Consider the following 19,976-nt stretch of genomic DNA (forward strand, 5'->3'; position numbering starts at 1 on the left):
GAGGCAAGGCAAGCAGCGCTCCCCTGCATATTTAAACGCAGCGGTTCGAAGAGGCTGACATGACGTCTGTCGGTATTTTCCGACCCCAGCGTTTTTTGACGAAATTCTCACCAGACGCCTACTAAGCTCTCTGTAGGGGGATCAGTCGTAGGATCCCGTGAGGAGGCCCCATGGCTGGCTCTCGTCGTTTCATTCCGCTGTTCTTCCTGCTGTCCGCGCTCGCGGCCTGCACCAGTTATCACGACCAACTGATTGCCAAAGGCTATCCGGCGGCCTATGCCGACGGCTTCAGCGACGGCTGCCAGACCGGCAAGCAGGCGGTCAATGGCATTGGGTACGAACACAAGGATGCGCGCCGCTTCGTCGCGGAGAAGCCCTATCAGCAGGGCTGGGACGCGGGCTACGCGCAATGCGTGCAGGTGGCCCAGCGCGAAGAGCAGCAGCGCTTCATCGAGCAGGTCCGGGAAAACCGCGAAGGCGCGGAGCAACTGCATCTGCGCTCCAAAACACGTTGAGGTCGCAGCCATCCTTGCAGCACAGATAGGATGACCTATGCTGGCGGGCCCGCTTGTTGAGCTCAGCCAATGTCCGCCCGTTCGCCGCTGTTCGCCGTCGCCCTGCTGCTGGTCGCCATGACCTCGATCCAGACCAGCGCGAGTCTGGCCAAGACGCTGTTCCTGCGCCTCGACCCGGTGGGTGTCACCACCCTGCGCCTGATCTTCGCCGCCCTGGTCCTGCTGATCGTGCTGCGTCCCTGGCGCAACTTCCGCCGCGAGGCGCTGGGCAGTCTACTGGGCTATGGCGTCGCCATGGGCGTGATGAACCTGACCATCTATATGGCCATGCAGCGCCTGCCGATCGGCATCGCCGTTGGCCTGGAATTCGTCGGCCCCCTGGTGGTGGCGCTGTGTGCGCTGCGCCGCTGGCTGGACCTGCTGTGGATCGTCCTGGTGGTCGCCGGCCTGGCCGTGCTCCTGCCCTTCGGTCACAACGCCTCGGCGCTGGATCCCCTGGGTACCAGCCTGGCACTGGGTGCCGGTGCCTGCTGGGCGTTGTACATCGTGCTGGGCAAGCGCGCGGGCGCGGTCCATGGCACCGGCACGGTGGCCTTTGGCGCTTCCATCGCCGCCCTGGTGATTCTGCCCATCGGCATCGTTCACAGCGGCAGCAATCTCTTGCAACCGGAAATCTGGCCACTGGCACTGGCCTTGGCTCTGATGTCCACGGCCATTCCCTATGCCCTGGAAATGGTCGTGCTCACCCGCCTGCCGGCCTCGACCTTTGGCACCCTGATGAGTCTGGAACCCGCGCTGGGCGCCCTTTCCGGCTGGGTGTTCCTCGGCGAGATCCTGGGTGTCGCCCAATGGTTCGCTCTCGCCTGCATCATCGCCGCCTCGATCGGCGCCACCTGGAGCAGCCGTCTGACCCCGGAGCAAACGCCGCTCTAGGGACTCTATAACGAGGCGAATCCTCACGCGGAGTACCGACGATGATCTATCTGATAATGGGCGTCTCGGGCAGTGGCAAGACCACCCTGGGCGAACTCCTGGCCAGCCGACTAGGCTGCCGTTTCGACGATGCCGACACCTTTCACAGCCAGGCCAACAAGGACAAGATGGCCAAGGGTATCGCCCTCACCGACGAGGATCGCTGGCCTTGGCTGGATGCCATCCACGCTGCCATGCAGCAGGCGCGGGCCGAGGGCACCACCCGGGTGTTCGCCTGTTCGGCGCTGAAGAAAGTCTATCGAGATCGCCTGCTGAACGGCCTCGAAGGTGTGCGTCTGCTGTTTCTCAAAGGCTCCCCGGAGCTGCTCGCCGAGCGTATCGGCAGCCGCCGTGGGCACTTCTTCGATCCAAAGCTGTTGCAGAGCCAACTCGATACCCTGGAAGCGCCCGACCACCTGGAGGCCCAGGTGCTGGACGTGCGCCAGTCGCCGGAGCAACTGGTGGACGAGGTGCTGGAGCACGACCGCAGCGCCTGAGCGCTGCGGTCACGGCGTCAGACCGCGACCGGTGCCTTGATGTGCGGATGGGCCTGGTAGCCTTCCAGCTCGAAATCCTCGAAGCGGAAGGCGAACAGGTCCTGTACCGCCGGATTGAGCTTCATGGTCGGCAGTGGCAGCGGTTCGCGCGTCAGCTGCAGATCGGTCTGCTCCAGGTGATTGGCATAGAGATGGCAATCACCGCCGGTCCAGATGAATTCGCCCGGCTGCAGCCCGGTGACCTGGGCCACCATCAGGGTCAGCAGCGCATAGCTGGCGATGTTGAAGGGCACGCCGAGGAAGATGTCGGCGGACCGCTGGTAGAGCTGGCAACTCAGGCGGCCATCGGCGACATAGAACTGGAACAGCGCGTGGCACGGCGGCAAGGCCATCTCGTCCACCAGCGCCGGATTCCAGGCCGAGACGATCAGGCGGCGTGAATCGGGCTTGGCGCGGATCATGTCCACCACCCCGGCGATCTGGTCGATATGGCGACCATCCGGTGCCGGCCAGCTGCGCCACTGGTAGCCGTAGACTGGGCCCAGTTCGCCATTCTCGTCGGCCCACTCGTCCCAGATGGAAACGCCGTTGTCCTTGAGATAGCGGATGTTGGTCTCGCCCTGCAGGAACCACAGCAGCTCGTGGATGATGGATCTGAGATGGCACTTCTTGGTGGTGACCAGGGGAAAGCCCTCGGCCAGATCGAATCTCATCTGGTAGCCGAAGACGCTGTAGGTCCCGGTGCCGGTGCGGTCGCTCTTGAAGGTGCCGTGTTCGCGCACGTGGCGCATCAGGTCGAGGTACTGTTTCATGGCGGGAGCGCTACCTGGCAAAAGCCAAATGGTATCAAATCGCGCCCTGCGGGAGCGGTCGCGCTTGTCGCAGCCAGCAGCGGGGCACAAAAAAAGCGGCCCGAAGGCCGCTTCTCGTCGCTTAGCTCTTAGCTGTTGGCTGGCGGCGCCGTGAGGGTCGCCGTCTCGCGTTCGCGCTGGGTGATCTCCGAGGCCGTGGCATCCATGGCCTCCTGCAAGCCTTGCAAGCGCTTCTTCTCGGCGCGCCGGGTGAAGTACCAGGCGAAGAAGGTGAACAGCGAGACCGCCAGCAGGATCAGGCTGGCGATGGCGTTGATCTCCGGCTTCACGCCCAGGCGCACCGCGGAGAACACCTCCATGGGCAGGGTGGTGGAGCCGGGACCGGACACGAAGCTCGCCAGCACCAGGTCGTCCAGCGACAGGGCGAAGGACATCATGCCACCCGCCGCCAGCGACGGCGCGATCATGGGGATGGTGATCAGCAGGAACACCTTCCAGGGGCGGGCGCCCAGGTCCATGGCCGCCTCTTCGATGGACAGGTCCAGTTCGCGCAGGCGCGAAGAGACCACCACCGCCACATAGGAGGCGCAGAAGCTGGTGTGGGCGATCCAGATGGTGGTCACGCCGCGGTCCTGCGGCCAGCCGATCAGCTGCGCCATGGAGACGAACAGCAGCAGCAGCGACAGACCGGTGATCACCTCGGGCATCACCAGCGGCGCCGTGACCATGCCGCCGAACACGGTGCGGCCGCGGAAGCGTGGGATCCGGGTCAGCACGAAGGCCGCCAGGGTCCCGAGGATCACCGAGGAGATGGCCGTATAGAAGGCGATTTCCAGGGAGCGGAACACCGCACTCATCAGCTGGGTGTTGTCCAGCAGACCGACGTACCACTTCACCGACCAGCCACCCCAGACGGTCACCAGGCGTGACTCGTTGAAGGAGTAGATGACCAGGATGACCATCGGCAGATAGATGAACAGCAGTCCGAGCACCAGCATCAGGTTGGTGAACTTGAGGCCTCTCATAGCTTGCCCTCCAGTTCCTTGGCTCGGCTCCAGATTGGAGAGCCGATTGAACAGCACGATGGGCACAGAATGGCTGTCTGGCTCACAGCTTGCCCTCCAGTTCCTTGGCTTGGTTGCGATTGAACAGCACGATGGGCACGATCAGGATCAGCAGCATCACCACGGCCAGCGCCGAGGCCACCGGCCAGTCACGGTTGTTGAAGAACTCCTGCCAGAGCACGCGGCCGATCATCAGGGTCTCCGGGCCACCCAGCAGTTCGGGAATGACGAACTCCCCCACCGCCGGAATGAACACCAGCATACAGCCGGCGATGATGCCGTTCTTGGACAGCGGCACGGTGATCTTCCAGAAGCTGGTGAAACGACTGGCACCCAGGTCGCCGGCGGCTTCCAGCAGGGTCAGGTCATGCTTCACCAGATTGGCGAACAACGGCAGGATCATGAACGGCAGATAGGAATAGACGATCCCCAGGTACACCGCGAAGTTGGTGTTGAGCATCTGCAGCGGACTGTTGATGATGCCCAGATTCATCAGGAAGCTGTTGATCAGGCCATTGGTGGAGAGCAGCCCCATCCAGGCATAGACGCGGATGAGAATGGCGGTCCAGGTCGGCATCATGATCAGCAGGAGCAGCACCGTCTGCTTCTCGCGACTGGCGCGGGCGATGGCATAGGCCATGGGATAGCCGATCAGCAGGCAGATCAGGGTACTGATGCCGGCCATCTTCAGCGAGCCGAGATAGGCATCCAGATACAGCGGATCGCCGGCGAACATCAGGTAGTTGCCGAAGTTGAGCGCGATATCCAGTTGCTGATCGGCGTAGCTGAACAGCTCGGTATAGGGCGGGATGGCCACGTCCGCCACCGAGAAGCTGATCTTGAGCACGATCAGGAACGGCAGCAGGAAGAACAGGAACAGCCAGACGAAGGGCACGCCAATGGTCAGGCGGCGGCCATCGAGCAGGCGCTTGAGCAAGGGAGGTCTGGTCATGCTTGCAGTACCACGCCGCTGTCGTCTTCCCAGTACACCACCACGGCGTCGTCCCAGGTGGGTCGTTTGCCGAGACGCTCGGCGTTGGCGATGAAGCACTGGACGATGGGCCCGGTCCCCAGCTTGACGTGATAGACCGAGTGCCCACCCAGGTAGGCGATGTCATGCACGGTGCCGCTGCACCAGTTGTAGTCGGGATGCTCGTGATCCGCTGGCAGGCTGGTGCCCATCAGCAGCTTCTCGGGCCGCAGGGCGAAGGTGACCTGCTTTTCCTGGGCACGGGTGCTGATGCCGTGACCGATGTAGATCGGCCGCTCCAGTTGCGGACTGTGGATGATGGCGTGGTCGGCGCCATCGTCGGTCAGCTCGCCGTCGAAGATGTTGACGCTGCCGATGAACTCGCAGACCAGCCGGCTCGCCGGGGTCTCGTAGATGTCCATGGGGCTGCCCACCTGGGCGATCCAGCCCAGGTGCATGATGGCGATGCGCTCGGCCATGGTCATGGCCTCTTCCTGGTCGTGGGTCACCATCACGCAGGTCACGCCCACGCGTTCGATGATTTCCACCAGTTCCAGCTGCATCTGCGAGCGCAGCTTCTTGTCCAGGGCGCCCATGGGCTCGTCGAGCAACAGTAGCTTGGGTCGCTTGGCCAGGGAACGCGCCAGGGCCACCCGCTGGCGCTGGCCACCGGAGAGCTGGTGCGGCTTGCGCTTGGCGTACTGGGTCATGTGCACCAGCTTGAGCATCTCGGCCACGCGGGCGTCGATCTCGGCCTTGGGCAGCTTGTCCTGCTTGAGGCCGAAGGCGATGTTCTGCTCCACGCTCATGTGCGGGAACAGCGCATAGGACTGGAACATCATGTTGATCGGCCGCTCGTAGGGCGGCATGTCGGTGATGTCCTCGCCATCGAGGAAGATGCGTCCTTCGCTGGGCCGCTCGAAACCGGCCAGCATGCGCAACAGGGTCGACTTGCCCGAACCCGAGCCGCCGAGCAGGGCGAAGATCTCACCCTTGTTGATGGTCAGGGAGACGTCGTCGACAGCGACGGTTTCGTCGAACTTCTTGGTGACCCGGTCGATCTTGACCAGGACTTCCTTGGCTTTCTTGTCGCCGGTGGCGGCTTTCTTGAAGGCACTGGTGGCGGTCGCCATGTACATCTCCCCAGGAAAATCGGGGACCGGCCGGGCCGGTCCGCTTAGCGTTGGTTATTTGCCGGACTTGACCCGCGTCCAGCTACGGGTTTCCAGGCGCAGGAGTTGCGGGGGCAGCTCCTTCATGACGTACAGCTTGTCCATCACCGCCTGAGGCGGGTAGACGGTTTCGTCCTGCCGCAGCTCGGCATTCATCAGCTCGCCCGCCTTGGGATTGGGGTTGGCGTAGCCGACATAGTCACTGACCTTGGCGATGACCTCGGGCTGCAGCAAATAGTTGATGAAGGCATGGGCCTCCTTCACGTTCTTGGCATCCTTGGGGATGGCCAAGAGGTCGAACCAGAGGTTCGCGCCCTCCTTGGGAATCGCGTAGCCGATGTTGACGCCCTTCTTCGCTTCCTCGGCACGCGAACGTGCCTGAAAGACATCGCCGGAATAGCCGAAGGCCACGCAGATGTTGCCGTTGGCCAGGTCCGAGATGTACTTGGAGGAATGGAAATAGGTGATGTAGGGCCGCACCTTGAGCAGCTGTGCCTCGGCCTTCTTGTAGTCGTCAGGGTTGGTGCTGTTGGGATCGAGTCCCAGGTATTGCAGTACCGCCGGATAGACCTCATCGGGCGAATCCATGAAGGAGACGCCGCACTTGCTCAGCTTCTTGAGGTTCTCGGGTTCGAACAGGATGGCCCAGGAATCGAGCTTGTCGGTACCCAGCGCGGCCTTGACCTTGTCGACATTGTACCCGATGCCGTTGGTGCCCCACAGGTAGGGCACGCCGTATTGATTGCCCGGATCGCTCTTTTCCAGTTGCTTGAGCAAGGCCGGGTCGAGATTCTGCCAGTTCGGCAGCTGACTCTTGTCCAGTTTCTGGAAGGCGCCTGCCTTGATCTGCTTGGCCAGGAAGTTGCTCGAAGGCACCACCACGTCGTAGCCGGTGTGGCCGGCCAACAGCTTGCCTTCGAGGGTTTCGTTGGAATCGAAGACGTCATAGACCGGGGTGATGCCGGTGGCCTTCTGGAAGTCTTCCAGCGTGGTCTCGCCGACGTAATCGCTCCAGTTGTAGACACGTACCGTCGGGTCGGCGACAGCGGTTCCCATGACGGTCAGGGTGGCCATGGCCAGCAGGGTTTTACGCAACGAAAGCACGGGCGGCTCCTTTCATGATGGGCATCGACGGCGACACCCTTTCAGCGGTCCATACAGACGTACGGCACGCCGGAGCGACTCCGGCGTGCCGTCCTTTCAGCCGCACGCGGCGGCAGTAATCACTTGCCGGACTTGATGGTGGTCCAGGTACGGGTCATCAGACGCTGGGTCTTGGCCGGAAGATCCGGAAAGGCATACAGCTTGGTCATGGTTTCCTGGGTCGGATAGATCCCCGGGTTGGTGCGGATCTCTTCGGCCACCAGCGGGGTGGCCGCCTTGTTGCCGTTGGGATACTGCACATAGTCGCTGACCGCCGCGATAACCTTGGGCTCCATCAGGTAGTTGATGAACTTGAGCGCGCCCTCGGGATTCTCGGCATCCTTGGGAATGGCCATGGTGTCGAAGAAGGTACCGGCGCCTTCCTTGGGAATGTTGTAGGCCACGGTCACGCCGTTCTTGGCATCGGCGGCACGGGCCTTGGCCTGGGCGATGTCGCCGGAGTAACCGACCGCCACGCAGACGTTGCCATTGGCCAGGTCCGAGATGTACTTGGAGCTGTGGAAATAGGTGATGTACGGCCGCACCTTGAGGAACAGCTCCTCGGCCGCCTTGATCTCCTTGGGATCCTGGCTATCCGGCTTGTAGCCGAGGTAGTGCAGGCCGGCGGGAATGATCTCGGTGGGCGAATCCAGCACCGCCACGCCGCAGCCCTTGAGCTTGGAGAGATTCTCGGGCTTGAAGATCAGGTCCCAGGAATCCACCGGGGCATTGTCGCCCAGGGCAGCCTTGACCTTGGCCGGGTTGTAGCCGATGCCGATGGTGCCCCACAGGTAGGGGATGGCGTACTGGTTGCCCGGATCGCTGACTTCCAGGGTCTTCATCAGCTGCGGATCCAGGTTGCTGTAGTTGGGCAACTTGGACTTGTCCAGCGGCTGGTAGACGCCGGCCTTGATCTGCTTGGCCAGGAAGGAGTTGGACGGCACCACCACATCGTAGCCGGAACGGCCGGCCAGCAGCTTGGCCTCGAGGGTCTCGTTGCTGTCATAGACGTCATAGACCACCTTGATCCCCGACTCCTTCTCGAAGTTGGCGATGGTGTCTTCGGCAATGTAGTCGTTCCAGTTGTAGACGTGCAGGACCTTGGGGTCCGCCGAGGCGTTGCCGGCAAAGAGGCCGGCCAGGCTCAGCGCTAGAAGAGTCTTGCCAAAAACATTCATGCGGTGGTGCTCCTCAAGTCATCGTTGGTCTTTTGATTCGGTGCGCGGCCAGCGCCCGCGCGCAGTCTGGCAAGGTCCGCCGCCGCGCTCAAGCCTTGCCGGCCATTAGCCACGTTGACGTAGCACCGCATGGGTCTGATCGAGACTCAGGCGCGCCAGGGTGACGAGCTCGTCGATGGACTCGGGCGTGATGACCAAAGGCGGGGCGATGATCATGGTATCGCCCACCGCACGCATCACCAGCCCATTGCGGAAGCAGTGCTCACGGCAGAGCATGCCCGCCCCACCCTCGTACCGCGTCCGCGTCCGCGTCTTCTTGTCGCGCACCAATTCCAGCGCCGCCACCATGCCGACACCGCGGGTCTCGCCCACCAGCGGATGGTCGGCCAGCTCGGCCCAGCGTTTCTGCAAATAGGGTGCCGTGGCGTTGCGAACCCGGTCGACGATGCCTTCGTCACGCAGGATGCGGATGTTTTCCAGGGCCACGGCGGCGGCCACCGGATGCCCGGAATAGGTGAAGCCGTGATAGAACTCGCCACCCTCGTCGAGCACCCTGACCACTTCGTCGCGTACCACCACGCCACCCATGGGCACGTAGCCGGAGGTGAGCCCCTTGGCGATGGGCATCAGGTCCGGGGCATTGCCGTAGTACTGGCTGCCGAACCATTCGCCGGTGCGACCGAAGCCGCAGATGACCTCGTCGGCGATGAAGAGGATGTCGTACTTGTCGAGGATCTGGCGCACCCGCGGCCAATAGCTTTCCGGCGGCACTATCACCCCGCCGGCACCCTGGATGGGTTCAGCGATAAAGGCGGCGACACGCTCTTCGCCGACCTCGAGGATCTTCTGCTCCAGCTGATCGGCCGCCCAGACGCCGAACTCCTCCGGGCTCATCTCGCCACCTTCACCGAACCAGTAGGGCTGCGGAATATGCACGATGTCGGGCAGCAGACCGCCCTGTTCGTGCATCGCCGCCATGCCGCCCAGGCTGGCGCCGGCCATGGTCGAGCCGTGGTAGCCATTCCAGCGGCCGATGACCACCCGCTTCTCCGGCTGGCCCTTGGTTGCCCAGTAATGGCGCACCAGACGCAGCACCGTGTCGTTGGCCTCCGAGCCCGAACCGGTGAAGAACACGTGATTCATGCCCTCCGGTGCCAGTTCGGCGATGGCCTTGGCCAGCTCCAGCGCCGGCGGGTGGGCGGTCTGGAAGAACAGGTTGTAGTAGGGCAGCTCACGCATCTGGCGACTGGCCGCTTCGACCAGCTCTTCACGGCCGTAGCCGACGTTGACGCACCAGAGCCCGGCCATGCCGTCGAGAATGCGCTGACCCTCGCTGTCCCAGAGGTGCACACCCTCGGCACGGGTAATGATGCGTGCGCCCTTCTCGTTGAGCTGGCGATAGTCGGTGAAGGGCGCCAGCAGGTGCCGACGACTCAGGTCCTGCCAATGGGCGGTGGTAAAGGTAGTCACGAAGCCTCTCCTTGAATCGCGGTTAGACGCTGAGCAGCAGGAATTCCCGCTCCCACGAACTGATCACGCGCTTGTAATTCTCATGTTCGGCGCGCTTCACCGCGACGTAGCCACGGGTGAAACGACTCCCCAGATAACGCTCCAGGGTGGCCGACTGCTCCATGCGCTCCAGGGCGGCTTCCAGGGTCAACGGCAGGCGCAGGTTGCGGCGCTCATAGCCGCGGCCCTGCACCGGGGCGCTGGGCGAGACGTTCTCGACCATGCCCAGGTAGCCACACAGCAGGCTGGCGGCCAGGGCCAGATAGGGGTTGGCATCGGCGCCCGCCAGGCGATTCTCCACCCGGCGATTCTGCGGATCGGAATCCGGTACCCGCAGGCCCACGGTGCGGTTCTCCTCACCCCACTCCACGTTGACCGGCGCCGAGGTATCGGGCAGGAAGCGGCGGAAGGAATTCACGTTGGGCGCGAACAGCGGCAGCGCCTCGGGAATGTATTTCTGCAGACCGCCGATATGGTGCAGGAAGAGCTCGCTCATGCTGCCATCGGGGTTGGAAAACACCGTCTTGCCGGTCTTGAGATCCACCACGCTCTGGTGCAGGTGCATGGCGCTGCCGGGCTCGCCGGTCATGGGTTTGGCCATGAAGGTGGCGGTGACGTTGTGCTTGAGCGCCGCCTCGCGCAGGGTGCGCTTGAAGACGAAGATCTGGTCGGCCAGGTGCAACGGATCGCCGTGACGGAAGTTGATCTCCATCTGGGCGGTGCCTTCCTCGTGGATCAGGGTATCCAGATCCAGCTCCTGGGCCTCGCACCAGTCGTACATGTCCTCGAACAGCGGATCGAATTCGTTGGCCGCGTCGATGGAAAAGGACTGGCGCCCGGTTTCCTGGCGACCGGAGCGGCCTACCGGCGGCTGCAGCGGATAGTCGGGGTCGTCGCTGCGCTTGGTCAGGTAGAACTCCATTTCCGGCGCGACGATGGGCTGCCAGCCGTGCTCGGCATAGAGTTTGAGCACCTTCTTGAGCAGGTTGCGCGGCGACAGCTCGATGGGGATGCCGCGCTTGTCGTAGGTGTCGTGGATCACCAGGGCGGTGGGTTCCAGCGCCCAGGGCACCAGGAACACCGCGCGATCATCCGGCCGACAGTGCATGTCGATGTCAGCCGGGTCGAGCAATTCATAGTAGATGTCGTCGTCGACATAGTCCCCGGTCACGCTCTGCAGGAGCACGCTCTCCGGCAGGCGCATGCCCTTTTCGTTGAGAAACTTGGCGGTGGGAGAAATCTTGCCGCGGGCGATGCCGGTCAGATCGGCTACCAGGCATTCCACTTCAGTGATCTTGCGTTCTTTCAACCAGGCGGTGAGCCGGTCAAGCGGGGTGCTCATAAAGACCTCGAAGGTTCGAGCGGGGTGAACAGCATCAGCGGCCGGCAGCGCGCTCCTTGCAGGCCTTGCCGAACGCCTTGAATAAAGCGAGATAGACTGGGTGACTGCGTACCTTCCACTCCGGGTGCCACTGCACACCGCAAGTGAAGGCGCGGGCCTCGGGAAGCGAGACGGCTTCGATCAGGCCATCGGGGGCCAGCGCCTCGGCGCGCAACCCCGGCGCCAGGCGCTCGATACCCTGGCCATGGATGGAGTTCACCTCGAAGCGCGCCGGCAGATCCAGGGTCTCGAACAGGCCACCTGGCTGGACCTCGACCGGATGGTGCAAGCCATAGTGCTCTTCCAGGGTCTCGCCGCGCTCGCGGTGATCCATGAGGGAAGCGACCTCATGCACCTTCTGGTGCAGGCTGCCGCCAAAGGCCACGTTCATTTCCTGGAAGCCCCGGCAGATGCCCAGCACCGGCACGCCCGCAGCCACCGCGGCGCGCAACAGCGGCAGGGTCACGGCGTCGCGCGCCGCATCGTGCAGGGTGCCGGGCTCGCTGGGCGGGCCCTGGTAATGGCGAGGTTCGACATTGGACGGCGAACCGGTGAACAGCAGACCGTCCAGACGCTCTACCAGGGTCTCGGTGGCGATGAGGTCGGCGAGGGCCGGAATCACCAGCGGCATGCCCTCGGCCCCCTCCACCACCGCGCGCAGATACTTGTCGCCAGCGATGTGAAAGGGATGCAGGCCTAGTTGCCTGGTACAGGCTGTGACACCTATGAGGGGCAGCGCGGACATGGGGCACCGGGTTGAACAGGAATCATCCGAGCCTAGTCTTGTTCGTTATTTTTCACAACCACCGGTAAAAAGTTTCGGGATTCTGCACAGAAGCGGCGCAACAGAGGCGTTCTAGCGCTCATGAATGCGCCAAAAACAGGCACCTGCGCACCACCCCTGAGCAGGCTTTCCGCCAGTTGACTTTGCTCCGCCTTTCGGATTGACTCCAGGGTGGTAACTCCGCTGATTGATATTTTTAACAGGGGCGCTGGCAAAGCGTCGGAGCGCAGGCGAGACCGTACTCTCAGGTCGCTGTCGGATCGACAGCGGGCACTCGTGCCCTCACTGCGGTTGGCCCACTGGGCAAACAGGCGCATCAGGCGCTAACCGTTTTGTCGAGCGCAGCCAAAAGCAAAGGTGTTTCATCATGTCGGTACCCCCGCGTGCCGTTCGTTTGGATGAAGCGACCGACTTCCTCAGGGAGCACCCTGAGGTCCAGTTCGTCGATCTTCTGATTGCGGATATGAATGGCGTGGTGCGTGGCAAACGCATCGAGCGCAACAATCTGCCCAAAGTCTTCGAGAAAGGAATCAACCTCCCCGCTTCGCTGTTCGCCCTCGACATCACCGGCTCCACCGTCGAAAGCACCGGTCTCGGGCTCGACATCGGCGATGCCGACCGCGTCTGTTTCCCTATCACCGACACCCTCTCCATGGAACCCTGGCAGAAGCGCCCCACCGCGCAGCTGCTGATGACCATGCACGAGATGGAAGGCGAGCCCTTCTTCGCCGACCCCCGCGAGGTCCTGCGCCAGGTCGTCCAGCGCTTCGACGAGCTCGGACTCACCGTCTGCGCCGCCTTCGAGCTGGAGTTCTATCTGATCGATCAGGAGAACATCAACGGCCGCCCGCAACCGCCGCGCTCACCCATTTCCGGCAAGCGTCCGCAATCGGTCCAGGTCTACTCGATGGACGATCTGGATGAATACGCCGACTGCCTGCAGGACATCATCGACGGCGCCCGCGCCCAGGGCATTCCGGCCGACGCCATCGTCGCCGAATCGGCGCCAGCGCAATTCGAGGTCAACCTCAATCACGTCGCCGATCCGATCAAGGCCTGCGACTACGCCGTACTGCTCAAGCGCCTGATCAAGAACGTCGCCTACGACCATGAGATGGACACCACCTTCATGGCCAAGCCCTATCCGGGCCAGGCGGGCAATGGTCTGCACGTGCACATCTCCCTGCTGGACAAGGAAGGTCGCAACATCTTCGCCGGCGAGGATCCCGAGCAGAACGCCGCATTGCGTCATGCCATCGGCGGTGTGCTCGAGACCCTACCCGCCTGCATGGCCTTTCTCTGTCCCAACGTGAACAGCTATCGGCGCTTCGGCTCGCAGTTCTTCGTGCCCAATGCCCCGAGCTGGGGCCTGGACAACCGCACCACCGCCCTGCGCGTCCCCACCGGTACGCCGGAGGCACACCGCATCGAGCATCGAGTGGCTGGCGCCGACGCCAACCCCTACCTGCTGCTGGCCGGCGTCCTGGCCGGGGTACACCACGGCCTGACCCGGCAGATCGAGCCCGGCCCGGTCACCGAGGGCAACTCCTACGAGCAGCACGAGCAGAGCCTGCCGAACAACCTGCGCGATGCCTTGCGCTACCTGGACGACAGCTCGGTGATGGCGGAGTACATCGATCCGAAGTACATCGACATCTTCGTCGCCTGCAAGGAGCACGAGCTGGAGGAGTTCGAGCACTCCATCTCCGACCTCGAGTACAACTGGTACCTGCACACCGTGTAAGCACCGCCTGCCGACCGGTCCTGCACCGGTCGGCAGGTGCGCTGCAGTACCGCCGGAGCCCTGCGCGTAATCACGCTCGTGGCGCCCTGCCGATCTTTCCCTTTATCACCCACGACGACTCTGGACGGAGAGCTTCGCCATGACCACCCTCACCACGCCGCGTGCCGATGGCTTCCACATGCCGGCCGAATGGGCCGACCAGCGCCAGATCTGGATGGTCTGGCCCGAGCGACCGGACAACTGGCGCCTGGGCGGCAAGCCTGCCCAGGCGGCCTTCACCGCCGTGGCCCAGGCCATCGCCCGCTTCGAGCCGGTCACCATCGGTGCCTCGGCGCAGCAGTACGAAAATGCCCGCGCCCGCCTGCAGCATCCGAACATCCGGGTGGTGGAAATCAGCAATGACGACGCCTGGTGCCGCGATTCCGGCCCGACCTTCGTCAGCGACGACCAGGGCGGCGTGCGCGGTGTGGACTGGAGCTTCAATGCCTGGGGCGGCCTGGACGGTGGTCTCTACTTTCCCTGGCAGCGCGACGACCAGGTAGCGGGCAAGATCCTGGCGATCGAGAATCTGCCGGGCTATCGCACCCCGGACTTCGTCCTCGAAGGCGGCTCCATCCATGTCGACGGCGAAGGCACCCTGATCACCACCGAGGAATGCCTGCTCAACGCCAACCGCAATCCACACCTGGATCGTGCGCAGATCGAGCGTTACTTGAGCGACTACCTGGCGGTGGACAAGGTCATCTGGCTGCCCCACGGTCTCTACAATGACGAGACCAACGGCCACGTGGATAACTTCTGCTGCTACGTGCGCCCGGGCGAGGTGCTGCTGAGCTGGTGCGACGACCAGGCTGATCCCAACTACGGCCGGTGCCGCGAGGCCCTGGCCGTGCTGGAGCGTGAAACCGATGCCCGCGGCCGCACCCTCAAAGTGCACCGCATTGTTACCCCAGGTCCGCTGTTCGCCAGCGAGGAAGAATGCCGCGACGTAGACGCCTGCCTGGGTACCCAGCCGCGCCGGGCTGGCGAGCGTCTGGCCGCCTCCTACGTCAATTTCCTGATCGTCAACGGCGGCATCATAGCGCCGACCTTTGGCGTCCCCGAGGATGCCGAGGCCCTGCGTACCCTGCAGGCCTGCTTCCCGGAGCACCAGGTGATCCAGGTCCCCGGACGCGAGATCCTGCTGGGCGGTGGCAACATCCACTGCATCACCCAGCAGCAGCCGACCGGCCGCTGATTTCCGGCGGAAACGAAAAAAGCCCGTCTTTCGACGGGCTTTTTTCTGACCTGAGCTCGGCTTAGAGCAGCGGCAGGGTGTAGCTGACGATGAAGCGGTTTTCGTCCTGATCGCGCTGACCCGGAACGCCCTGGGTGCTGGCTGCCGGCAGGTCGGAGCGCAGCGAAGCGTTACGCCAGGTGAAGCCCAGACCTTTCAGCTGGCCTTCCGGGACCACGTAGCTCAGCGTCAGATCGCGTTCCCACTCCATGTAGTCGCCATTGCGGGTGCGGATGTTATCGCCGTACTGGTAAATGATACCGGCGGTCAGACCCTTCATACCCAGCTGACCGAAGTCATAGGAGTAGCGAGCTTGCCAGGTGTCTTCACCGGAGCGGGCGAACTTGTTGATCTGCAGGTCGGTGATGATGTAGGCGGAAGCGCCATCACCCTGGTTCAGGAAGGGGAAGTCGCTGTTGCCATTGCTACCCTGGTAGCCGGCGCCGAACGTGTGGCCCTTGATCGAGTAGGTGAACAGGGCGCTGTACAGACGGTTGTCCACTTCGCCACGGGTAACGGCGCCAGTGGCGGTGCGGCCGTAGTAACCACTGGACGCATAGAGCGCGCCTTGGGTGTCGGCATTCTTGTTAGCGCCATCGCCGTTGCTGTCGAAGTAGCGCAGATCGGTCTTGAAGGTACCTTCACCCAGCTTGACGCTGTGGGTCAGACCCAGGAAATGCTGGCTGTAGAAATCTTCCAGCTGACCGAAGTAGTACTGCAGCGTCAGGTCCTTGGTGACCTTGTAGTCGGCACCGGCGAAACGGAACTGGTTGCTGTCACGCGCGGTGGAACCACTGTTGGAGCCCGCGATGGACATTTCTTCGTAGTTGCTGGAAGCACGGCCCTTGACGTGTTCGATCTGACCAGCAGTCAGAGTCACGTCCTTGATTTCCTTGGAGGTCACCTGACCGCCCAGGAAGGTCTGCGGCAGGATACGACCATCGTTGAAGGTGATGACCGGCAGCTTGGGCATCAGGGTGCCGTAGCGCAATTCGGTCTGGGAGATCTTCATCTTGGCAGTAGCGCCAACGGTGCTGAATTCGTCGACGGAGCTGCCGTCGGTTTCACGCGGGAACATGGTGCCCGGCTGATTGGAGCCGTCGGTCTTGCCAGCACGGCCGCCGCCGTCCAGACGCAGACCCAGCATGCCGATCGCGTCGACACCGAAGCCAACGGTGCCCTGAGTGAAGCCGGACTGATAATTGAGCAGGAAGCCCTGACCCCATTCCCGGTTGGTCGACGGGTTGGCGGTGCCATTGCGGTTATCGAGATTCTCGTAGAAGTTGCGCAGGCTCAGGGTTGCTTTGCTGTCCTCAATAAAGCCGGCAGCGTTGGCGGCGGCAATGAGGGACAGGTTCAGACAGGCCGCGGAGACCGCGACCACCAGTGGCTTCTTGACCATGTGTGCTCCAGGGGTGAATCGTTGTTATGCAGCCACCAGAGGTGTCAGCGTCTGCTGGTGGTATGCCCGACGGGCCGTGCGGAAGGGAAAGCTAGAGGGCTTTTGTTTCAATTTGGAGAATTATCCCGGGCTTGGTCGACTTTTAATTTGCGACTTCAAGCACAGGTCCCCTGCCACCGTCTTCCACGTTGCGAAAGCTAATTGCAAAAAAGCATTTCGTCTAGCGATACCTCGTTGAAAACCCGCTCTGTGGTCTTCCCCTTAGACTGGTCGGTCATGGCTGTAGGGAACCTTCCCCGCATACCGCACCGGAAAGGCTGGCCTTTTCCTGAAAAAAGGCCAGCTCATAGCCTGCGACTTTCCGCTCTAGGACGGGCTTTTCAAGGCATTGGAAAACCCTTGCAGTCCGTCATCGAATGCTGGATCCAGAGAAATTCCCTGCGCTCTTCAAGGACTTGTAATTTTTTGCTACGGCTTCCAGGGCCGACTCGCCCAGCACATGACACGCCTCGTCCGCCGCGTGAAACCTGACATCCCGCATCACAGTGGTTACGACGCGTTAGCGGCTTGGAAACAGACTTTCCATTCAGCGGGTGCCAACTCGCCGGCTTCCACAAACAGCTGTGGATAGCGTCAGGCTGCCGGGGCAAGAGGGGGAAGAAAGGAGTCCATGCCAGCTGACTGGGGAGAGGATGAAGCTACCGGGCACCGAGGACTAGGCTAGGCTAGGCATGATCGGAACTGGCACGCTGGTATCCGAGAGCCAGACCTGGAGGTACGGCTCTGGAACATCTGCCAAGGGCTTCAGCCTTGGACGACTTGATCCTTGCCCTGGCGCTTGGCCTTGTACATGGCCTCGTCGGCCCGTACATAAAGAGTGTCGAGGGACTCATCGCCCTCACGCAGGACGGTGACACCCTGACTGATGGTGACCTTCAACGGCCCCTCGGCGGTGGGTACGGCCAATTGGCGCACGGCGCGCTGTAGTCGGCCCCCGATCTGCAGTGCGAGGTCGCTGTCGCAACCTGGCAACAAGAGGGCGAATTCCTCGCCGCCGATGCGGCCGAACAGATCGCCTCGACGAGTGGTCTGGACCCCGCACTCGGCAACACGCTGTAACACCTGGTCGCCCATCTGGTGGCCGAAGCGATCGTTGATCTTCTTGAAGTCATCAATGTCGAGCAGCAGGAAGGCCAGCGGCTCGCCTTCGTTCTGAGCGAATTCGAAGGCGCGCTGGGCACTTTCGAAGAAGTGCCGACGATTGCTGCTGCGGGTCAGGACGTCGGTGGTGGCGAGCCGCTGCAGCTCCTCCTCCATACGCTTCTTGTCGGTGATGTCTTCGGCGATGCCCACCACCAGGAGCGGCATGCCCGCCTCGCTGCGTTGACTGACAAAGCACTTGTCGCTGAGCCAGCGGATTTCGCCATCGGCGCGGATGATGCGGTATTCGCGCGACTCTATGGCGCCTTGCTCTATCACCTGTTCCAAGGTGCGCTGGGCGTATTCGAGGTCGTCCGGGTAGATATTATTGAGCCAGGTGCTGTAGTCGGTCAGTACCAGCGACTGGGAGCGGCCGAAGATCTGTTCGTAGGCGGGGCTGACATAGATGATCTGGCGAGTGCGCCAGTCCAGGGCCCAGAGCACTGCGTTGACGCTTTCCAGCAGCGCGCTGAACAGCTGCTCCCGGTCACGCAGGCGATCTGTCTCGGCCCGCGAATGCAGGAGAGCCAGCAGATTCTCTTCCGGAGTGGGAAGAGCAGACAGAGAGGGTTGTTCATCCATATACATATGCGCCTACGCGGGGTCCTGAGGGAGTTAGAGACAGCTGAAACCAGCCTGGTTCAATCCCCGCATAGAGCAGCCCACCGCTTCGGTGGGCTTTTGTGAAGCCTTTCTCAGGCGGTTCCAGCCGGCCGCAAGGAATAGGTTTTCAGCTGTTCGGCGAATTCGCGAAGCGACTGGATGCCGCTGGCTTCGGCCTCGCCGATCCACTGCCGGGTCGCGGCCAGCATATCGTGACCGTTGGCACTGGTCCGCGCCCAGATCTGCTGCAGCGCCAGGCGCTTTTCGTAGATCAGCTTGAGTGCCTGGCTGTGTTCGAGCAATTCATCGATACGCACCTGATGACGGGCCTTGAGCAGACTGGTTTCCCGCGCCAGCAGGCCGCGCGCCCGACGGAACAGCGGGCGCTGGGAGGGCGTGGCACTGCCTCGCTCCTGCCGCAGCAGTGGCCCGATCACCTGCTTGCGATACTGGGCCATGATCTGGAAGCGGTTGTTGAGGATGGCCATGGCGGTATCCATATCCAGCTGACCCTTGCCTTCGATGCGATGGGCGATGGGGGCGACGCGATTGACCTTGGCCAGGCGCAGCCAGGTGAACAGCTTGATCCAGGCCCAGCCCATGTCGAACTCCCAGCGCTTGACCGACAGCTTGGCCGAGTTGGGATAGGTATGGTGGTTGTTGTGCAACTCTTCGCCACCGATGACGATGCCCCAGGGGATGAGGTTGGTGGCGGCATCGCGGCATTCGAAGTTGCGATAGCCCACGGCATGGCCCAGGCCATTGACCACGCCAGCAGCCCAGAAGGGAATCCAGACCATCTGCACGGCCCAGACGGTGAGGCCCAGGGCGCCGAACAGGGCGACGTCGATCAGCAGCAACAGCACCACACCCAGGTTGCGGGTGCGGGGATTGGAGTAGAGCTTGCGCTCGATCCAATCATCCGGGCAGTTCTTGCCATAGATGCGCAGGGTATCAGCGTTGTTCGCCTCGGCCTTGTACAGCTCGGCGCCGCGCCGGACCACGGTGGCGAGGCCCTTGTGCACCGGACTGTGCGGGTCCTCTTCGGTTTCGCATTTGGCGTGGTGCTTGCGGTGAATGGCGGTCCATTCACGGGTATTCATCGCCGTGGTCAGCCACAGCCAGAAGCGGAAGGCGTGTTTGAGCGCGGGATGCAATTCCAGCGAGCGGTGGGCGGAGTAGCGATGCAGGTAGACGGTGACACTGACAATGGTCAGGTGGGTCAGCAGCAGGGTGACCACCACCAGTTGCCAGACCGACAGGTCGAGCAGGCCGTTGTAACTCATGGACGCAAAGGACCTCGCGCGGGTTGTGTAGTGCAACTGTCACCTAAAGTTCAGTGAACAGGCGTTCGCGCATTATTGCCAGGGTGGGTGATAAATCCAGCCCTCCCTTTTGCTACACAACGTGTCCTTCACAGAGTGTTAATTCTAAAAACGAATAAACAAAGCATTATTAGCAATTTTAAGAAATAAAGATCAGCCCCCTAAGATGGCGCCACTCTTTCGCCCACCTCTGCACACGAGGACGCCATCCATGAGTTCCGTTCCGTTCCGCAGCCTGGAAAACCAGGACGAAACCGCACTGCTCCGCGATATCCAGCAGGCTTTGCGCGGGCTGAGATTCGGCGCCATCGAGATAACCGTGCACAACGGTCAGGTGGTGCAGATCGAGCGCAAGGAAAAATTCCGGCCCCAGAGCGGCCAAGCCAACAAGCATTGAATTCTCGAGGTCAGCGGACGAGCGGGCACGGT

General features: G+C 62.5%; 18 protein-coding genes. 6 read left to right on the forward strand and 12 right to left on the reverse strand.

The window, feature by feature from the left end; genetic code table 11:
• Positions 1-170: 170 nt before the first annotated feature.
• The 3 genes from AX284_RS03185 (at position 171) to AX284_RS03195 (ending at position 1,984) form a co-directional block, all read left to right on the forward strand.
• Positions 171-515: a hypothetical protein gene (locus tag AX284_RS03185; RefSeq protein WP_068383538.1), complete on the forward strand. Its 345-nt coding sequence runs from the start codon at positions 171-173 to the stop codon at positions 513-515.
• 69 nt (positions 516-584) lie between these two features.
• Positions 585-1,448 (forward strand): EamA family transporter, encoded by an 864-nt coding sequence (locus tag AX284_RS03190; RefSeq protein ID WP_017640868.1) that lies wholly within the window; start codon positions 585-587, stop codon positions 1,446-1,448.
• Positions 1,449-1,489: 41 nt separating this feature from the next.
• Positions 1,490-1,984, forward strand: a complete 495-nt coding sequence (locus AX284_RS03195; RefSeq protein ID WP_068383540.1) for a gluconokinase — start codon at positions 1,490-1,492, stop codon at positions 1,982-1,984.
• A gap of 17 nt (positions 1,985-2,001) precedes the next feature.
• Here the strand turns inward: AX284_RS03195 and AX284_RS03200 are convergent, their stop codons facing one another.
• From AX284_RS03200 to AX284_RS03240, 9 genes are all read right to left on the reverse strand, one after another.
• A complete protein-coding gene (locus AX284_RS03200) occupies positions 2,002-2,796 on the reverse strand; it encodes a thymidylate synthase (RefSeq protein WP_017640870.1) in 795 nt (264 codons plus the stop codon).
• Between the two features lie 128 nt (positions 2,797-2,924).
• The gene (locus AX284_RS03205) at positions 2,925-3,821 is read right to left on the reverse strand and encodes an ABC transporter permease subunit (RefSeq protein ID WP_059316118.1); all 897 of its coding nucleotides are present in this window, start codon (positions 3,819-3,821) and stop codon (positions 2,925-2,927) included.
• Positions 3,822-3,903: 82 nt separating this feature from the next.
• Positions 3,904-4,812, reverse strand: a complete 909-nt coding sequence (locus AX284_RS03210) for an ABC transporter permease subunit (protein ID WP_064308087.1) — start codon at positions 4,810-4,812, stop codon at positions 3,904-3,906.
• Positions 4,809-5,963, reverse strand: coding sequence for a polyamine ABC transporter ATP-binding protein (gene potA / locus AX284_RS03215; protein ID WP_017640873.1), 1,155 nt, complete (start codon positions 5,961-5,963; stop codon positions 4,809-4,811). The genes AX284_RS03210 and potA overlap by 4 nt, the downstream gene beginning before the upstream one ends.
• 54 nt (positions 5,964-6,017) lie before the next feature.
• Entirely contained in the window at positions 6,018-7,076 is a 1,059-nt protein-coding gene (locus AX284_RS03220) for a polyamine ABC transporter substrate-binding protein (RefSeq protein ID WP_177329644.1), read from the reverse strand.
• Positions 7,077-7,225: 149 nt separating this feature from the next.
• Entirely contained in the window at positions 7,226-8,323 is a 1,098-nt protein-coding gene (locus AX284_RS03225) for a polyamine ABC transporter substrate-binding protein (RefSeq protein ID WP_064308089.1), read from the reverse strand.
• Between the two features lie 105 nt (positions 8,324-8,428).
• Positions 8,429-9,793 carry an aspartate aminotransferase family protein gene (locus AX284_RS03230; RefSeq protein ID WP_068383544.1) on the reverse strand — a complete coding sequence of 455 codons (1,365 nt, stop codon included), beginning with the start codon at positions 9,791-9,793 and terminating at the stop codon, positions 8,429-8,431.
• A gap of 22 nt (positions 9,794-9,815) precedes the next feature.
• Positions 9,816-11,174 carry a glutamine synthetase family protein gene (locus AX284_RS03235; protein ID WP_017640877.1) on the reverse strand — a complete coding sequence of 453 codons (1,359 nt, stop codon included), beginning with the start codon at positions 11,172-11,174 and terminating at the stop codon, positions 9,816-9,818.
• A gap of 34 nt (positions 11,175-11,208) precedes the next feature.
• Positions 11,209-11,958 (reverse strand): gamma-glutamyl-gamma-aminobutyrate hydrolase family protein, encoded by a 750-nt coding sequence (locus AX284_RS03240; RefSeq protein ID WP_064308091.1) that lies wholly within the window; start codon positions 11,956-11,958, stop codon positions 11,209-11,211.
• Positions 11,959-12,364: 406 nt separating this feature from the next.
• Between AX284_RS03240 and AX284_RS03245 the strand changes: the two genes are divergently transcribed.
• Positions 12,365-13,741 carry a glutamine synthetase family protein gene (locus AX284_RS03245; RefSeq protein WP_007160769.1) on the forward strand — a complete coding sequence of 459 codons (1,377 nt, stop codon included), beginning with the start codon at positions 12,365-12,367 and terminating at the stop codon, positions 13,739-13,741.
• Positions 13,742-13,880: 139 nt separating this feature from the next.
• Complete coding sequence (gene aguA / locus AX284_RS03250) at positions 13,881-14,978, forward strand: agmatine deiminase (protein ID WP_017640879.1); 1,098 nt, start codon at positions 13,881-13,883, stop codon at positions 14,976-14,978.
• 61 nt (positions 14,979-15,039) lie between these two features.
• On the opposite strand, the gene AX284_RS03255 is transcribed toward aguA, so the two are convergent.
• From AX284_RS03255 to desA, 3 genes are all read right to left on the reverse strand, one after another.
• Positions 15,040-16,419, reverse strand: coding sequence for an OprD family porin (locus AX284_RS03255; protein ID WP_017640880.1), 1,380 nt, complete (start codon positions 16,417-16,419; stop codon positions 15,040-15,042).
• A gap of 804 nt (positions 16,420-17,223) precedes the next feature.
• On the reverse strand, positions 17,224-18,201 hold the full coding sequence (locus AX284_RS03260) for a GGDEF domain-containing protein (protein WP_064308092.1): 978 nt from the start codon (positions 18,199-18,201) through the stop codon (positions 17,224-17,226).
• Positions 18,202-18,314: 113 nt separating this feature from the next.
• Entirely contained in the window at positions 18,315-19,508 is a 1,194-nt protein-coding gene (gene desA, locus AX284_RS03265; RefSeq protein WP_068383545.1) for a delta-9 fatty acid desaturase DesA, read from the reverse strand.
• A gap of 250 nt (positions 19,509-19,758) precedes the next feature.
• On the opposite strand from desA, the gene oscA reads away from it, so the two are divergent.
• Positions 19,759-19,944: a sulfur starvation response protein OscA gene (gene oscA, locus AX284_RS03270; protein WP_017640883.1), complete on the forward strand. Its 186-nt coding sequence runs from the start codon at positions 19,759-19,761 to the stop codon at positions 19,942-19,944.
• Positions 19,945-19,976 lie beyond the last annotated feature (32 nt).

Source organism: Pseudomonas sp. HUK17, assembly GCF_001566765.1.

Bases quoted from the DNA above. Each gene is read 5' to 3' on its own strand.
- AX284_RS03195 (WP_068383540.1), top strand. From the start codon at position 1,490: ATGATCTATCTGATAATGGGCGTCTCGGGCAGTGGCAAGACCACCCTG.
- AX284_RS03255 (WP_017640880.1), bottom strand. From the start codon at position 16,419: ATGGTCAAGAAGCCACTGGTGGTCGCGGTCTCCGCGGCCTGTCTGAAC.
- AX284_RS03190 (WP_017640868.1), top strand. From the start codon at position 585: ATGTCCGCCCGTTCGCCGCTGTTCGCCGTCGCCCTGCTGCTGGTCGCC.
- AX284_RS03220 (WP_177329644.1), bottom strand. From the start codon at position 7,076: ATGGCCACCCTGACCGTCATGGGAACCGCTGTCGCCGACCCGACGGTA.
- AX284_RS03225 (WP_064308089.1), bottom strand. From the start codon at position 8,323: ATGAATGTTTTTGGCAAGACTCTTCTAGCGCTGAGCCTGGCCGGCCTC.
- potA (WP_017640873.1), bottom strand. From the start codon at position 5,963: ATGGCGACCGCCACCAGTGCCTTCAAGAAAGCCGCCACCGGCGACAAG.
- AX284_RS03185 (WP_068383538.1), top strand. From the start codon at position 171: ATGGCTGGCTCTCGTCGTTTCATTCCGCTGTTCTTCCTGCTGTCCGCG.
- AX284_RS03260 (WP_064308092.1), bottom strand. From the start codon at position 18,201: ATGGATGAACAACCCTCTCTGTCTGCTCTTCCCACTCCGGAAGAGAAT.
- aguA (WP_017640879.1), top strand. From the start codon at position 13,881: ATGACCACCCTCACCACGCCGCGTGCCGATGGCTTCCACATGCCGGCC.
- oscA (WP_017640883.1), top strand. From the start codon at position 19,759: ATGAGTTCCGTTCCGTTCCGCAGCCTGGAAAACCAGGACGAAACCGCA.
- AX284_RS03240 (WP_064308091.1), bottom strand. From the start codon at position 11,958: ATGTCCGCGCTGCCCCTCATAGGTGTCACAGCCTGTACCAGGCAACTA.
- AX284_RS03210 (WP_064308087.1), bottom strand. From the start codon at position 4,812: ATGACCAGACCTCCCTTGCTCAAGCGCCTGCTCGATGGCCGCCGCCTG.
- desA (WP_068383545.1), bottom strand. From the start codon at position 19,508: ATGAGTTACAACGGCCTGCTCGACCTGTCGGTCTGGCAACTGGTGGTG.
- AX284_RS03200 (WP_017640870.1), bottom strand. From the start codon at position 2,796: ATGAAACAGTACCTCGACCTGATGCGCCACGTGCGCGAACACGGCACC.
- AX284_RS03245 (WP_007160769.1), top strand. From the start codon at position 12,365: ATGTCGGTACCCCCGCGTGCCGTTCGTTTGGATGAAGCGACCGACTTC.
- AX284_RS03205 (WP_059316118.1), bottom strand. From the start codon at position 3,821: ATGAGAGGCCTCAAGTTCACCAACCTGATGCTGGTGCTCGGACTGCTG.
- AX284_RS03235 (WP_017640877.1), bottom strand. From the start codon at position 11,174: ATGAGCACCCCGCTTGACCGGCTCACCGCCTGGTTGAAAGAACGCAAG.